This window comes from Litorilituus sediminis, assembly GCF_004295665.1.
Taxonomy (GTDB): domain Bacteria; phylum Pseudomonadota; class Gammaproteobacteria; order Enterobacterales; family Alteromonadaceae; genus Colwellia; species Colwellia sediminis.
The window spans coordinates 2,432,113-2,448,044 of record NZ_CP034759.1; the positions used below are offsets into that span (position 1 = coordinate 2,432,113).

Sequence of the window (15,932 nt, forward strand, 5' to 3'; positions counted from 1 at the left end):
ACCTTAGTCCTGATAGATATAAGGCTTGGGGAGCTCTATAAATACTACGGTTAGCCTAACGGCTAAAGAAAGCTGATATTTTAAAATAGGATAGCAGTACCTTTTTCTGTAAAATATTTATTTTTAAAAGTTCACTTTACTTGTTAACTAAAGGAAGTCAAATGACTCAGCATCCACCTCTTGCAATGTTTACGTCTAATGACGGTAAAACTCGCCTTCAAATTCGTTTGCAAGATGATTCCCTTTGGTTAACGCAGAAGCAAATTGCAGATCTTTTTGAGCGTTCAACTCCTACGATTAATGAACACCTCAAGAACATTTATGAAGAAGGTGAATTAGAGCCAGATTCAACTATTAGGAAATTCCGAATAGTTGCTCTGGAGGGCGCAAGGGAAGTGGAAAGGCTACTCGATCATTACAATTTGGAGGTCGTACTTTCTGTCGGTTACAGAGTCCGTTCATCACGAGGCACTCAATTTAGACAATGGGCTAATCAAGTATTAAAAGAATATTTGATTAAAGGCTTCGCTATGGATGATGAGCGCCTTAAAAACCCAGATAAAGATTTAAGTGCTGATTATTTCGATGAGTTACTCGAACGTATCCGTGATATACGTGCTTCTGAGCGTAGATTTTACCAAAAAATCACGGATATTTACGCTACAGCAAGTGACTACAATAAAAATGCGCCTGAAAGTCAAAGCTTCTTCGCCACAGTTCAGAATAAACTTCATTGGGCAATTCATGGACATACAGCTGCTGAACTAGTTAAGGAACGTGCTAATAGCGACTTAGCAAATATGGGGCTTAAGTCTTGGAGCGGTAAACAGGTTACCAAAAAAGATGTATCAGTAGCTAAAAATTACTTAACGGAAGAAGAGCTAAATGAGTTAAACCAAATAGTCACCATGTATTTAGACTTTGCTGAACTGCAAGCTAAAAAGAAAGCCCCAATGACAATGGCGCAATGGGCTACTAAACTTGACGCCTTTCTAGAATTTAACGATCAAAATATATTAACTAATGCGGGAAAAATTTCACATAAGGTAGCCCAACAACTGGCTGAAAGTGAATATGATAAATTTGTCGAAATACGCAGGAATGAACTAACAAATGAAGTAAGCGATTTTGATGAGTTAATTAATAAAGAAAAACAACTAACTCAGAAAAAGTAGTTAACCACAGTCGCTTTAAATCACAGTGGTGAGTAAATTGTTAGGCTTCACTCGATATTACGACATTAAATGTCGATAATACTCTGATTTTTATAGCTTAATGTACAATAGAATGTTCAATTCCAGAATATAAAACACCCCCCATCTCACAGTTTTCTCACATCATCCAAGCCGCTAACATGAGCGGCTTATTTTATCTAAATCGATAGCAAACCCAGCAAGTTAACATAGATTTTCCTGCCGATTTACTGTATTTTTTGTTCAATCTTGGTCGTTTTCCTGATCATTAATTTAGAAAGAACAACATGCCGACATCATTAGAAAAAGAAGATCTGATAGCCCTAAATCGTACAGGCGAAAACTTAAGAAGTGTTCTACGTCACTTAGTGCAAAACTTTCCCGCAAATGCACAAACAATTTCAGGCATGTCTAGCTGGCTTGATTTTAATCGTTCAAATTGTCAACGAATTCTGAATGGCATTAATAAAAGTAAAGACGGAAAAGAAGCTTTGTGCCACTTGCCAGGCAAAGCGGGGTTACAAGATTTTTTAATTCAAGTGACTAAAAATCCGATAGAGAAGCAATTAATTATACAAGTTAAATAACTCTGGGATATAGTAGATCATGGCGTGCTATGCGCGCCATGTTCAACAGAGTTATCAGCGTTAATATGGAATCAATATTACAGCTGTTGTAGTAAGGCCAAACGGCTCTGATCTAAAAGCTGCACACTCTTAACCGTATAAGGAGCCTGTAAACCAGACTTGTTAATTATTGCTTTATCTAACTGCAACGACTTTTTATGTAAGCCAGCTGATAAATGATAAGCAGAGCGGCTCAGCATAAAAGCTACTGATTTACCCTGCGAGTTCATTCCATAAACAATACCGCTAATTTCATAGCGACCTTCACTTGCTACATTTAAGTTAAACTCTATTGCGTCTGCGTGATGATTAACCTTACCTTCCAATCTAGCGGTTGCTTTACTAACTGCAAAAGCTACTTTACCGTTACGCCTTACCTTTATGCCATTATGCTGAGCTGCAGTATCAATCATAAGTTCATAAAGCTGACCTCTTTCTTGCTCATGATGAACTTGTGGCAAAGCGACTTTAAACTGCTTATTAACTTGAGATACTTGCAATGGTTGCACTTCGCCATTGGGTAACTTCACACTGACTTTCTGGTGTGCAGGCAATGCCTCGCCATGGCTGTTAAATACATCTGCATTAAAATAGATATCTTGCCCTTGCCTATAACTTTGTTTATCAATAGCAAGATGCAGTTTATGTTCGGCATTTTTCTCTTTGACATTCACCATATAGCGTTGACTTGCTTGCAGTGCTTGTTCAACTTTCAGGGTAAATTTACCTGTCCCTAATGTTTTGTTAACTTGCAAAGCACTACTATTAGGGAATATATTGGCTGTTGCAAATTGCTCTGCCGATACTTTTTGCGTAAATGCCGCGCCTAGCTTATGTCCTGCCTTTAATAATGACACAGCCTCTGGATCGATTGAGTGTTGCCATCCTTCCTTTGTTTGATTTTTGCCATGTTTACCTGATAAACGAATTAAAGCACCAGGCTGGCTAATATTAATAGCAACCCCTAGCATCAACTCTCGACCTGTTGCTTCAAACCAATATTCATCACTTACGTCGGTATAACCCTTATTATTAAATGATGCCTTATCTGCTGTTGAAATCGCTTGGCTAAAGTGAACTGGCTGTTGCTCTATTGGTATATCTAGCGCATCAAGGTTTACTAAATCGTAGTCTGCCTCCACAATCTTAGTTATGGTTGGCTGTTTTATGCCATTATCTTTTACCAGCACCGGCATGGTTTCGCTATTAGCTGAAAATGCAAACAACAAAGAAACACTCGCGCTCAATAGCATATTGTTATTATTTTTCATGATGTGCCCCTAAATGTCGTCTCTAATAATGGTGTCTAGATTAAAGCAGTCTCTGCGACTTTGCTGATGACTTAATGGTTCGCGCCCTTTGGTTCGCTGTTTATCCGTAAACCATTCAACACCTGCGCCTCGTTGAGAGCTACAATTTAAAAAGCCATCTGAGCATGAGTCTAGCCAGTTTTGTGTGGTTTCTAAGGCAACTTGATAGTGGTAACCGGCACAATAGCTATCTCCATCCCAAATAGCAGAATCAACATCTGAGCCAACTACCGATTTAAATAATTTTGGCAGGCTAGGCCTGTTCGCCGTGCCTAATAACCAATGTTGGTTATAGTATGCCATCCAGCTTGTTTGCTGCTGGCTTACGGCATCAGAGTCATAGCCTAGTAACCAGCCTAACGAGGTTTCAAATGTATTACCTTGCTTAACGGTATCTGCCAATGGTGTACCTAAGCTAGATGGCGCTAACGCAATAACTTTACTGGTTTTATTGATAATGTCAGGGTAACGATTGTCATAAGTTGGATTTGACATGATCCAACGGACAATATTACCGCCATTAGAGTGCGTTAAAAGTACAAGATCTGTGATATTTTTCTGTGCAACGAAGGTAGTCAACTGCTCTGCCAAACAACCTGCGGCTTCGTTTTCCCACATAAACTGATCAAAGTCACAGTTGATCACTACAAATAAAGCGGGGTTTGCTAAACCTTGTCGTACAGAGTTGACAAAATCACCTGTCCAGTAATCGTTATAGGCATCTGTTTGCTTTCCTGTGCCGTGAATAAATGCCAGCCCTTGCGTAGCATTGACACTGCAAGGAATTACAACACTGACGAGCAATATTGCTAATATTTTTTTAACCATTTTAATTTCCTTTTTGTAATTATTTTTATCTAAAAGGTCGAACCTCCTACCAGAAGGTTTACAATTTTTTAACACTAAAGATAATTAAAAAGCAAACAAAAAACGGTGTTTTTTTAAGCAAAAATAATAGTGATTGTGGGCAGGTGTATTAAGCAGAAACTCTAATAACAAGGAAGCAATAGCGGGGTAAATCAAATAACAGAGCTTTAGCGTTTAAAACAGCAGCAAAATTTTTTTCAGGTACAAACATAGTAATCTGTGATTTTGCTTGTTATAACACCTCTACAAATAACTAAAGAATGCCTTTATATGATTTCTCTCTCTCCTGAACAAGCGCGCGTTATTGGTGTAATGCTAGAAAAAGAAACCACTACACCTGAGCAATATCCTTTATCTATCAATGCACTAACCAATGGTTGTAATCAAAAAAGTAATCGAGAACCTGTTATGTCACTCTCGGAAGCCGAGGTGCAAAATATTGTTGATGAACTAGTACAAATGAACCAGCTTATGGTTGATCACAAAGCCTCTAGTCGGGTAAATAAATATTATCATCGCTTTTGCAATACCGAATTTGGCAAGCTGCAATTTAGCCAACAACAACGCGCGATTATCTGCGTACTATTGTTAAGGGGGCCGCAAACACCGGGAGAGCTAAGAAGTAGAACTAATCGCTTAGCCGAATTTGCTGATGTCAGCGAAGTGGAACAAGTACTAGTTGAGTTACAAGATTTAAATAATCAAACACTTGTGAAAAAATTAGCGCGAGAGCCGGGTAAGCGCGAATCAAGGTACTTGCAGTTGTTATCTGATAGCGATGAAAGCCAGTTCAGTGATGTTGATCATAACAGTGATATAAACACTAATGACGACACTGACTCACTCACACAGCGTGTTACTGAGTTAGAAGCACAAATTGCCCAGCTAAATGACAAAATAGCACATTTAACCCGCTTACTTGAATAGTCAGTTATTTAACTAGCTGCTTAAATAACTGGCTCATACCAATAGTGGCCGCTGCTTCGATAACTTCTAACTGCCTTGATTGCTCTAAGGAGTAATTAATGGCGGGTTTAGGGTCAATATAAAACACTGGCACATGGCTTTGAGCAAATTCTACTAAGCTAGCAGCAGGGTATACTTGCATTGATGTGCCGATAATAATAATTTTATCTGCCTCAGCCACAGCTATGGCGGCTGACTCTAACATAGGAACTTGCTCACCAAACCAGACAATAAACGGCCGTAATTGACTACCTATTTCACACAAATCACCTAAAACAATATCGTGTTGGCAATCATAAACAAGTTCAGGGTTAGCCGTACTTTGAGATTTTAATAATTCACCGTGTAAATGAATAACCTCACTGCTGCCTGCCCTTTCATGCAAGTCATCAACATTTTGCGTTACCACAGTAACATTAAAATAAGCTTCAAGCTGTGCAATTAACTGATGCGCTTTATTAGGTTGCACAGTTAATAGCTGCCTACGCCGTTGGTTATAAAAGTCTAAAACCAAATTAGGGTTAGAGGCAAAGCCTTGAGGTGAAGCAACCTCAGTAATTTCATGGCCTTCCCATAAGCCGTCGGCATCTCTAAATGTACTTAAGCCACTTTCGGCACTGGTACCAGCGCCAGATAAAATAACAATGTGTTCTTTACTGTGTTTCATCGCTCAAATTACGCTGATTGATTTTAGGCAAACACCAGCTTATTTTTCCCCTGATTTTTTGCATCAAATAAGGCATCTTCTGCTGCGTGTAATATATGCTCGCTGTTCATTCCTGGCTGCCAAACAGCGACACCAAGACTACAGGTAGTCTTCTCTAAACTTGCTAATAACTCAGTATTCACCTTGCTATGAATATCATTAGCTAGCTGAAAAATAGCCCTTTGTTGAGACGGCAAAATAATCAAAAAGGTATCACCATGCCAACGTATTAATTGACTTGCCTTTGGCAGTGCTTTTCTCAGTAATTCAACTAACTTAATTAATACCTCATCACCTATGCTTGAACCATACAAGTCATTAATATGTTTAAAGTTATCTATATTTAGTTGCACTAAAGCAAAACCTTGTTTGCCCTGCTCTGCTCGCTGCACATAATTAGCTAACTGTGCTTGTCCCGCTCTACGATTCAATACTTGTGTTAAAGGGTCTAATTTTGATAATTGCTCAAAGGCATAGGTTATCTCACCTAGTTCTTTCATACGGCGATATAAGAATATGACTAAACTAATGGTTAACGTTGCCGAAAGCGGTAGCAATTCATCTAGCTCCCAATCATCATATTCTCGACTTAATGCAAACATTAGCTCTAAAACATCATAATGAGCGAATATAAACAAAAAGATAACATTGATAATAACAAGCCAGAAAGCATCTCGAAGCAAGGTAGAGCGATGTAGGTATTTATAATGAGGCATATACAACTAGGTTTGTCGTGAACAACTTTAGCATCTTATCGTATTTAGGCTATTTTTCACACAAATAATATAATTCAAGCGCTGGCGAAATCATTAGCAAATATGCCTTATTAGCTCAGCCATGGCAAAACAGCGCGAATATGCCATAGTTAAACTGTATTGGCTTAATCATTGATAGGTTTAACTATGCTTGAGAATGTTCGCGACATAATAGAAGGCGTATCTAATAGTTACGGAGAAGATTTTTTCAATAAAATTACCTTATGCTTAGATAAAACCATTAAAGCTGATTACACCTTTATCGCCTGGTTAGATAGGGATACTTATACCTCAAAAACCATTGCCTTAGTCGCCAAAGGCCAGTTAGCCGATAACATTGAATACTCTTTAAAAGATACGCCATGCGCTAACGTAGCTGAAGATTCTATGTGTTGTTACCCTAAAGGTGTTTGCAGTGTCTTTCCCAACGATCAATTATTAATTGATATGAAAATTGAAGCTTACTTAGGCACGCCTTTGCACGATTCTAATCACAAAGTGATGGGGCTGGTTGTTGCCTTATATGAAAAGCCTATAGCAGATGAGCAACAAGTGCTGACTTTATTTCAAGTGTTCTCTGGCCGCATTGCCGCGGAGATGGAACGCCGAGCCTATGAAGCCTCCTTAGAAGAAAAAGTCGCCAGTCGCACTCAAGAGTTATCTGCCGCCTTGGATAAGCTAACCTTGATGCAAACTCAATTAGTTGAATCAGAAAAAATGGCCGCTCTGGGTAACTTGGTTGCTGGCATCTCTCACGAAGTCAATACACCTTTAGGTATCGCTATCACCACCCACAGTATCATGGCAGATGAGCTAAAAAAGCTAAATAAACAAATTGATAGCGAAAGTTTAACCATGAAAGCAATGAATAGTTACCGCGCAGCGGCAGAAAATGCCCTGAGTATGCAAGGAGATAATCTTGATAGAGCAAAAAGATTAATTGAAAACTTTAAAAAGACCGCGGTTGATCAACACCAATTAGAAATAGAAAACATCAATATTCAGCAGTATTATCAAAAAATTACTTCTACGCTAAGACCTTTACTTAAACCTAAAAAAGCAACATTAACCATTAAGTGTGACGATGATATTAACCTAGCTACCTTTCCGGGCGTACATGCACAAATTATCACTAACTTAATCAGCAATAGTATGCGTCATGGCTTTAGTGACTTAAATGAACAGTCCGATAATCAAATTAGCTTCAACATTAAACGTAAAGGCGAAGATATTGTTGAAGTTTGCTACCAAGATAATGGTAACGGCCTAACAGAAGAAGCGCAAAAGCACGTCTTTGAACCTTTTTATACCACAGCCAGAGAGCAAGGTGGCGTCGGCCTAGGTATGTCGATTATTTTTAACCTGATCACGCAAAAGTTAGCTGGCAGCATAGAGTATGTCAAAAAAGATTCTGGTGCCTGTTTTATTTATTGCTTCAAAGAAAGTAAAAGCTAGTATTTACAAAAATATAGCCGCAAGTCGAGTTCATTTTCCAACATATCACTGTATAATTATTGTCAACAAAGCAATGGCGCATAACTAAATGCAGCTTTATGCTTTTTCTTTACCAAGGACAATGGACTACACAGGTGTAATATGCTTTTTGCAATAAAACCCAATCAAATAACAGCGCTATCTATGCTGTTAACCAGTTTTACCTTCAGCCAATTTGTACACGCCACTGAGCCAGTACCATCAAAGCCAGAGCAAGAGCATAAAAAAACAACATTTGAATCTTATTACTATACAGGTGGCAAGCTAGGTATCAACCGTTATCAAGATGCCTGTGAGGCATGGCATACCGGTTGTGAACACAATGATTTAGGTCTAGGACTCTTCGGCGGCTACCAAGTCAATAAATACTTAGGCTTTGAGTTTTCCTATTTAAAACTTGGTGAAGCCAGTGGTAAATATATCGAAACCGGTGTTGAACAAAAATACGCAGGTACTATGCAAGGTTTTGATTTTTCAGCGGTTGCTAGCATTGATATTTATCAGCAACTTGGCGCTTTTGCCAAATTAGGTACTATGAACTGGTATGGTGAAAACACTAGCCACCATGGCACATTAACATCTTATAGCTGGGCACCAACGGCTGGTGCAGGCCTAAGCTATCAGTTTTCTAAAGCTTGGCAAGCTCGCTTGGAATACCAATATTTTCATGAACTGGGTAATAAAAAGCTTGGTAGTACTAATGCCCATTTTACTAGCTTAGGTGTTAGTTATCGCTTTGGCTCTGACAAACAGCCAATCAAGCCTAAAAAAACTCATCAATATTCGCAGCCATTAAAAGCTCAGCAAAAAGCCATGGAAATACCCGCTCGTCCTACAAAACCAGTTGCTGCACCAGTTCCGGCAAGAGCACAGCCAATCGCTGCTCAGCAGGTAAGCGTACAATTTGATTTTGATAGCGATAAGCTTAATAAGCCCCATCAGCTTGATAATATTATTACGCTACTTAAGAAGTATCCACAAGCAAGCGTAACACTTAAAGGTTACACAGACTCTAAAGGCAGTGAAGCCTACAACCTTGAGTTATCTAAAAGACGCGTTACTGGTATCGAGCAGTACTTATTAGCTCAAGGGGTTAGCAAACGACAAATTACCAGTGACTACTTTGGTGAGCAAAATCCTGTAATCGATAACCTAACGCAGGAACACCGCGATAAAAATAGACGCGTTGAAGTTACCACGAAAAAATTTACCATTTATGATAATCAAGCCGTTAAGCAAGGAGCACAATAATGAAACTAGTTAAGCACATTCGCTCTTTTATTTCGTTATGCTTGCTGTTACTAATCACTGCTTGTGGTGACAGCAGTGACTCACCCTTTCCAGCGCCAGCTTGTGGCAGTGCCGATAACCCATGTAAAGAACTAGTCACCTTTACTATATCTCCTAGCAAGCAAAACACTTTAGTGGGTATGTCGCAGCAGTTTACTGCAACAGCCTATTATGATGACGGTAGTCAAGACGATGTCACTGAGCAGGTGAGCTGGCAAGTCTCTGATCAAGCTATCGCTAGCATATCTAACGATAATAACAGTCAAGGCTTAGCCACAGGCAACAGTGCTGGTACTGCAACAATCAGCGCAAATTTATTTGAATTTACCGCAACAGCAAAACTCTATGTAATGGACGAGTCTGTTGAACAGCTGATCATTATTCCACACGATAAAACCATGCCAATCGGCACAGAGCAACAATTTACTGCTTCCTTATTACTTGCCAATAAGCAAACCATCGATGTCACCACCCAAGTGACTTGGCAAGTTGATGACCAAAACATTGCCAGCTTATCTGATATCGCAAGTATTACGGCTAAATCAGCAGGCAGCGCCCAATTAAAAGCCAACTTTAATTATCAAGACAATGAATTCACCGCTGCTGCTAATATTACTGTGATTGACAGTGTGCTCAGTGAAATTGTTATTAGCCCAGTCAATGCTAAATTGCCTTTAAACAGCACGGCTTATTTCAGCGCACAGGCTTATTTTACTGACGGTCATGTTGAAGATATTTCAAAACAAGCCACATGGTCTGTTGATGATCAAGCTATTGTCACTATTGTCGAAACAGGCGCTCAAGCTGGCTATGCCACAGCTGTTGAGGTCGGTACAACACAAATTACCGCAGAATTTAATGAACTTACGGGTTTTACCCAAGTTGAAGTTACCTCAGCGACCTTAGTTGACATTCAAGTTAGCCCTGTAAATAGGATAACGCCTGCGGGCACTCAAGTAGCTTATCAAGCTCATGCCATTTATTCTGATGCATCACATTATGATATTACCGAGCTTGCCGCTTGGTCTAGCTCAGCGCCAGAAGTGGCTAATATCCAGTTTACTGGCGCGCTATCGGGCGTTGCTCAAACATTTACTCCAGGTGTTACCGAAATCACTGCGCACTACTTAGATAAAACCGCAACAGAAACCTTAACAGTAACAGAAGCCATTGCTGAAAGTTTACAAATTACCCCTGTAAATCCAAGCATACCATTCGCTAGCCAAGAGCAATTTAGTGCTATCGCCACTTATTCAGATGAAACTAGTGCCGATGTTAGCCAATTAGCCACTTGGCATAGCAGCAATACCGATATAGCAGTGATTACACCACAAGGTATTTCGGCTGGCTTTAGCTCAACAATCACTGCTGGAGAAACTATTATTAGCGCTGATTTTGACGGACTATCGGCACAAACTGAGCTAACGGTTACGCAAGCAACGCTTATCGGTTTGTCATTAACTCCTGCCAACAGCACAGTAGCCGCAGGCGCTCAGCAAACATATCAACTTTATGGCTTATATTCTGATAACAGCTCAAGGGAGCTTAACCGTTATGCGAGTTGGCAAAGTAGTGAAACTAATTTAGCCACCATTAGTAGCAACGGCGTTGCTAGCACATACAAATCTGGTTTAGTGACCATTTCTGCAACTTATCAAGGCATGACAGCCAATGCAGCATTAACCATAACGCAAGCGAACTAGCTAGCACGACCTAGTGTGCTGATAGCTTTTTTGCTATCAGCACCACTATTACTAAGCCACTCCTACCAGGCTAAAAATCTAACGCATCTCATTTCTGTTTTTACGGGCTTGTTATTCTTCAACCAGCTCTAGTTTAAACAATCAGCAACAAAACCATATCTTGTATATGGTTATTCATAAATACACTATATATTGTGCTCAGTTTTTAATTTTCACTAAAAAATGTGATCAAGATCAACTATTTGACTCTAACAATTACTATATATTGTGTTTAACAAAATAATAATATCTATATATAGGTCTTAAAATGGACTTTAATTGCATAGCACCCAGCATAGTTTTTCAAGAAGTACCCAATGAGATCAGCCTATGCTTTAGCATTACCGGCTGCAAGGTTGGTTGCAAAGGCTGTCATAGCACAGAATTATGGAATGAAAATTATGGCATGCCGTTAACTAAAGAAAACTACCTAAGCTGGCTAAAAAAATACAAGGGCTTAATTAGCTGTGTAGTCTTTTTTGGCGGTGAATGGCAAGCCAATGCCCTGATCGAAAAACTACTTATCGCCAAAAACGTCGGTTTAAAAACCTGCCTTTATTCTGGCGAAAAACATATAGATATCAACATCAGCCAACATTTAGATTTTTTAAAAACAGGTGCTTGGCAAGCAGAATTAGGCGGCTTAGAAAGCCCAAACTCAAACCAAGTTTTTCGTGATATGAACACCGGCGAAAAACTTAATCATTTATTTATTAAAGACTCAGTTAACTTTACCTCAAACCAAGGAGCAGACAATGTTGCGGCTTAATCAAGAACAATTAAATGATAAAAAAGATTTTATTAAACATTACTTTGCAGCCAAAAATGCCGCCGATGGCTCGAAAATGGATGCCAATGCTAATGTTAGCCATAAAAATATTGCCACCCTTGAAGCTGAGCTATTAAAAGATTGCTTCGTGCAAATTAATCGCACCTTAGTCCATGATAAAATTGCCGAAACCTTTGATGCTGACTTGGCTAAAGAATACTTACGTCAAATAGAAGATCATGAAATCTACGTGCATGATGAAACCAGCTTAAAGCCGTATTGCACCTCAATTAGCATGTATCCATTTCTACTTGATGGCTTAACTAAACTAGGCGGTGAATCTAAAGCGCCTAAGCACTTAGAATCATTTTGTGGCTCATTTGTTAACCTAATTTTTGCTATTTCAGCGCAATTTGCTGGTGCGGTAGCAACGGTTGAATTTTTAACTTATTTTGATTACTTTGCTCGTCTAGAATATGGCGAAGATTATCTAACAACCCATAAATTTGAGATTGAAAATCACCTACAACATGTGGTGTATGCCATCAATCAGCCTGCCGCTGCACGTGGTTATCAAAGTGTGTTTTGGAATATTTCCCTGTTTGATCAGCACTACTTTGCTTCTATGTTTGGTGACTTTGTTTTTCCAGACTTTTCAAAACCTAACTGGCAAACCGTAGATCAATTACAGCAATTCTTTTTAACTTGGTTAAATAAAGAAAGAGAAAAATCAGTTCTTACCTTCCCTGTTGTTACCGCTGCCATGCTAACAGAAAATGGTCAGTGTAAAGATCAGCAATTCGCCATGCAGCTTGCCAAAGAAAAAGCCCAAGGTAATTCATTCTTTATCTATTTATCTGATAGCGCTGATTCTCTTGCGTCTTGCTGTCGCCTGCGTAATGAAATTTCCGATAACACCTTCTCCTATACCTTAGGCGCTGGTGGTGTAGCGACAGGCTCTATCAATGTTATTACCTTAAATATGAACCGCTTAGTGCAAGATGGTCGAGATCTAAAAACAGAAATCGAAAAAATTCAAAAATACCAAGTGGCCTATCGTAAGTTAATGGAAGAATATAAGGCGCAAGGCGCACTATCGGTATACGATGCTGGCTTTATCAGCTTAGATAAACAATTCCTTACTATTGGTATCAATGGCATGGCTGAGGCGGCAGAGTTTAGCAATATTACTGTCGGTAATAACCAGGCATATAAAGACTTTGTTAGCGAGCGTTTGCAGGTAATCTACCAAGCAAACCAAGATGCCAAAAAAGCCTATGGTTACATGTTTAATACTGAATTTGTGCCGGCTGAAAACCTAGGGGTTAAAAATGCCAAATGGGATAGTAAAGATGGCTATCAGGTCAATCGCGATTGTTACAACTCATACTTCTACTTAGTAGAAGACGAAGAAACCAATCATTTAGATAAGTTTGTTTTACATGGCAAAGAAATTACTCAATACCTTGATGGCGGCTCAGCATTACATTTAAATTTAGATGAAGCACTGTCGGCCGACGCTTATGTAAAACTCTTTAATGTTGCCGCAGCAACTGGTTGTAATTACTTTTGCATCAACGTGAAAATTACCATCTGTAATGAGTGTGAAAAAATTGATAAGCGCACACTACATCACTGCCCGGCATGTGGTAGTGACAACATAGATCACGGTACTCGGGTCATTGGTTACTTAAAACGTGTTACTGCCTTTAGCCAAGGTCGACAAAAAGAGCATAGCTTACGCCACTACCATAGAAAAAGCGCGTAGCAAACCCAATAAAAACATGGACTAACAGCTAGTTGTATATACATTATGTTAAATATGTATATATAACTGGCGTTCTGCATTATTTCAGTGGTGTTACCTTATAAGCACAGCGCCTTGAACCTTCAACGATATGCTCTTCTCTCGAGATAGTTGCAACTTCTTGCAACAGCGTTTGGAATATCTGTAATTCTGAACGACAGAAATTCTGGCATTTACTTGCTGCCGCACAAATAGGGCAATGGTTTTCTAATAACCAATAAATATCACCGTCTTGCTCTACTGTTGCCATATAGCCTTCATCACTACGCACCTTAGCTAAAGCAGTTAACTTTTCTTCAACAGAATACTTGTCGGCTAATGCCAAACGGTAATTAACCAGTGCTGTCGATTCACGGTGAGAGATCAGTTTTTCCAGACCATCATCGCCAAAAATAGCGATAACTGAGTCTAATAGCTGTACGGTAAGTTCATCATGTCTATCATCAAAAAGCTCATTGCTTTGCTCAGTTAGCGACCAATAGCGTGTTGGCCTACCACGTGGTGCTTTTTCATCCTTAAAATCAACATCACCACTTTGTTCCAATGCCTGCATATGTTGGCGCACCGCCATAGTAGTGAGCTGTAATTCATTAGCAAGGGTTTTCGCCGTTAACGCGCCCTGGCTCTTGAGCATATGCAAAATTTTATTGTGAGTTTTCATCGTAACTAATACCTACAACTAACAGCTAAATTCAAAGAAGAAGCAAATATCTCTTTAACTTTACTCACCATTATTACCCATCCTGTAATTAAGTAAACTTTTTTATTTATTTTATTGCTTGACTTTATTAAATAAACATTTTACTTTACTTAACAATTAATAAACAAAAAACTTTATATAAGTAAAGTTATCTAGTCTTTGGCAAAGGGGAAAACATGAATTTATTAATCATCAGTGCTAGCCAGCGTTCACCATCACAAAGCGCAAAAGTAGCCAGATACCTTGCAGAAACCACTCATAGCTTTGACAAAATCAACCTAATAGAGCTGTGCCAATTAAACATACCGTTATGGGATGGCGAGGATGCAAGTAAAGCAATGCCAGCAAGTGACTGGAGTGGCTTGCAAGCACAAGTTAACGCTGCTGATGCCTTAGTATTAATTACCCCAGAATGGAGTGGCATTGCTTCACCACGACTAAAAAACTTTCTTATGATGTGCGAAGCACAACACTGTGCCCATAAGCCTGCACTTCTTATTTCAGTGGTTGATAGTATTAGCGGCGCTTACCCTATCGCAGAACTGCGCATGAATGCCTTTAAAAATAATAAATTAGTCGCTATTCCAGATCATTTGATCATTCGTAACGTCACCGAGATTTTAAATGATTTTACTCAAGGTGGCAGTGCCTTAAGTCATCGTGATAGTCAAATTCGAGACAGGATTGCCTATAGCATGCACACCTTAACCCACTATGCAGAATCGTTAAAAAGCTTGCGAATAGCATTGGCAAACAACCCTTTCCCTAACGAAGAAAGCTATCAATACGGTATGTAAAGGAGAAAAACGATGAACATGAATCAAATCACCTTACCAGTAAGCGATATGCAAGCGGCTAACAACTTTTACCTAGCGCTTGGCTTTACTCAAATTGTTGATACGCCACATTATGCCAGGTTTATCTGCCCAGATGGCGAAGCAAGCTTCTCATTAAGTTTGGAAAAAGAGCCATTTAGCAATGGCGCCATCCTATATTTTGAGCATCAAGATTTAGATAACTGGGTCGCACAATGCCAAAGCAGAGGAATTGACTTTCAACAACTGCCAACAGAGCAGCGCTATTTATGGCGAGAAGCAATCACAACAGATCCCAGCGGTAATAAATTAAAACTTTACTGGGCAGGAGATAATCGACTGAATCCACCATGGCGTGTCAATAAAACTTATCAGCACAGCAATTAGACAGTATTCACAACTCTTAGGAGAGTATTATGATCACATTAGAACATTTAAATTTAGTGGTAAGCGACATAGAAAAAAGCTTAGCCTTCTATCGAGCAGCTTTTCCTCATTGGCATGTACGTGGCGGTGATGAAGGCCAATGGTACGGAAAGAAGCGTAACTGGGTTCACTTTGGCGATGATTACCAATATTTATCCTTAAATGATAATGGCGAAGGTCAAAACCGCGATTTAACCGGTCATCAAATTGGTTTATCACACTTTGCCTTTGTCACTTCAGATATTAAAGGTGTCATTAAGCGCTTAGCAGCTGCCGGCTTTGACATTGATAAAGACGGCGCTGAAGATGACTACCGTGAAAACGCTTACTTTATTGACCCAGATGGCTATGAAGTGGAATTTGTTCAATATCACAGTGATGTACCTGAGCTTAGAAATCGCTACGCTTAAATCAACTCGTTACTCATACCACAACAACTATTCACTTGGCATAATAGCAACGATTA

16 protein-coding genes are annotated in these 15,932 nt (G+C 39.3%); 11 read left to right on the top strand and 5 right to left on the bottom strand.

Annotation, left to right across the window (positions count from 1 at the left end):
* Nucleotides 1-161 precede the first annotated feature (161 nt).
* Together EMK97_RS10875 and EMK97_RS10880 are read left to right on the top strand one after the other, a co-directional pair.
* Nucleotides 162-1,175, top strand: coding sequence for a virulence RhuM family protein (locus tag EMK97_RS10875; protein WP_130602086.1), 1,014 nt, complete (start codon nucleotides 162-164; stop codon nucleotides 1,173-1,175).
* Nucleotides 1,176-1,480: 305 nt separating this feature from the next.
* Nucleotides 1,481-1,780, top strand: coding sequence for a hypothetical protein (locus tag EMK97_RS10880; protein ID WP_130602088.1), 300 nt, complete (start codon nucleotides 1,481-1,483; stop codon nucleotides 1,778-1,780).
* 77 nt (nucleotides 1,781-1,857) lie between these two features.
* Here EMK97_RS10880 and EMK97_RS10885 read toward each other — a convergent pair whose 3' ends face one another.
* Both EMK97_RS10885 and EMK97_RS10890 read right to left on the bottom strand, forming a co-directional pair.
* Nucleotides 1,858-3,090: a DUF4785 domain-containing protein gene (locus tag EMK97_RS10885; protein WP_130602090.1), complete on the bottom strand. Its 1,233-nt coding sequence runs from the start codon at nucleotides 3,088-3,090 to the stop codon at nucleotides 1,858-1,860.
* 9 nt (nucleotides 3,091-3,099) lie between these two features.
* Nucleotides 3,100-3,957, bottom strand: a complete 858-nt coding sequence (locus EMK97_RS10890; RefSeq protein WP_130602092.1) for an alpha/beta hydrolase family protein — start codon at nucleotides 3,955-3,957, stop codon at nucleotides 3,100-3,102.
* A 309-nt stretch (nucleotides 3,958-4,266) separates the two neighbouring features.
* On the opposite strand from EMK97_RS10890, the gene EMK97_RS10895 reads away from it, so the two are divergent.
* A complete protein-coding gene (locus EMK97_RS10895) occupies nucleotides 4,267-4,923 on the top strand; it encodes a YceH family protein (protein WP_130602094.1) in 657 nt (218 codons plus the stop codon).
* Between the two features lie 4 nt (nucleotides 4,924-4,927).
* Here the strand turns inward: EMK97_RS10895 and EMK97_RS10900 are convergent, their stop codons facing one another.
* The gene (locus EMK97_RS10900; protein WP_130602096.1) at nucleotides 4,928-5,629 is read right to left on the bottom strand and encodes an SIR2 family NAD-dependent protein deacylase; all 702 of its coding nucleotides are present in this window, start codon (nucleotides 5,627-5,629) and stop codon (nucleotides 4,928-4,930) included.
* A gap of 23 nt (nucleotides 5,630-5,652) precedes the next feature.
* Nucleotides 5,653-6,384 (bottom strand): GGDEF domain-containing protein, encoded by a 732-nt coding sequence (locus EMK97_RS10905; RefSeq protein ID WP_130602098.1) that lies wholly within the window; start codon nucleotides 6,382-6,384, stop codon nucleotides 5,653-5,655.
* A 186-nt stretch (nucleotides 6,385-6,570) separates the two neighbouring features.
* On the opposite strand from EMK97_RS10905, the gene EMK97_RS10910 reads away from it, so the two are divergent.
* The 5 genes from EMK97_RS10910 (at nucleotide 6,571) to nrdD (ending at nucleotide 13,486) form a co-directional block, all read left to right on the top strand.
* Nucleotides 6,571-7,878, top strand: a complete 1,308-nt coding sequence (locus tag EMK97_RS10910) for a sensor histidine kinase (RefSeq protein WP_130602100.1) — start codon at nucleotides 6,571-6,573, stop codon at nucleotides 7,876-7,878.
* Nucleotides 7,879-8,019: 141 nt separating this feature from the next.
* Complete coding sequence (locus EMK97_RS10915) at nucleotides 8,020-9,168, top strand: OmpA family protein (protein WP_130602102.1); 1,149 nt, start codon at nucleotides 8,020-8,022, stop codon at nucleotides 9,166-9,168.
* On the top strand, nucleotides 9,168-10,910 hold the full coding sequence (locus EMK97_RS10920; protein WP_130602104.1) for an Ig-like domain-containing protein: 1,743 nt from the start codon (nucleotides 9,168-9,170) through the stop codon (nucleotides 10,908-10,910). Before EMK97_RS10915 ends, EMK97_RS10920 begins: the two co-directional genes overlap by 1 nt.
* Nucleotides 10,911-11,217: 307 nt before the next feature.
* On the top strand, nucleotides 11,218-11,718 hold the full coding sequence (gene nrdG, locus EMK97_RS10925) for an anaerobic ribonucleoside-triphosphate reductase activating protein (RefSeq protein ID WP_130602106.1): 501 nt from the start codon (nucleotides 11,218-11,220) through the stop codon (nucleotides 11,716-11,718).
* Nucleotides 11,705-13,486: an anaerobic ribonucleoside-triphosphate reductase gene (gene nrdD / locus EMK97_RS10930; RefSeq protein WP_130602108.1), complete on the top strand. Its 1,782-nt coding sequence runs from the start codon at nucleotides 11,705-11,707 to the stop codon at nucleotides 13,484-13,486. Before nrdG ends, nrdD begins: the two co-directional genes overlap by 14 nt.
* 79 nt (nucleotides 13,487-13,565) lie before the next feature.
* Here the strand turns inward: nrdD and EMK97_RS10935 are convergent, their stop codons facing one another.
* A complete protein-coding gene (locus EMK97_RS10935; RefSeq protein WP_130602110.1) occupies nucleotides 13,566-14,186 on the bottom strand; it encodes a helix-turn-helix transcriptional regulator in 621 nt (206 codons plus the stop codon).
* A 215-nt stretch (nucleotides 14,187-14,401) separates the two neighbouring features.
* Between EMK97_RS10935 and EMK97_RS10940 the strand changes: the two genes are divergently transcribed.
* The 3 genes from EMK97_RS10940 to EMK97_RS10950 are packed head-to-tail and all read left to right on the top strand — an operon-like array spanning nucleotide 14,402 to nucleotide 15,876.
* Nucleotides 14,402-15,022, top strand: a complete 621-nt coding sequence (locus EMK97_RS10940; RefSeq protein WP_130602112.1) for an NADPH-dependent FMN reductase — start codon at nucleotides 14,402-14,404, stop codon at nucleotides 15,020-15,022.
* 12 nt (nucleotides 15,023-15,034) lie between these two features.
* Nucleotides 15,035-15,427 carry a VOC family protein gene (locus EMK97_RS10945; RefSeq protein WP_130602114.1) on the top strand — a complete coding sequence of 131 codons (393 nt, stop codon included), beginning with the start codon at nucleotides 15,035-15,037 and terminating at the stop codon, nucleotides 15,425-15,427.
* A 29-nt stretch (nucleotides 15,428-15,456) separates the two neighbouring features.
* Nucleotides 15,457-15,876 carry a VOC family protein gene (locus tag EMK97_RS10950; RefSeq protein ID WP_130602116.1) on the top strand — a complete coding sequence of 140 codons (420 nt, stop codon included), beginning with the start codon at nucleotides 15,457-15,459 and terminating at the stop codon, nucleotides 15,874-15,876.
* The last annotated feature ends 56 nt before the right edge of the window (nucleotides 15,877-15,932 follow it).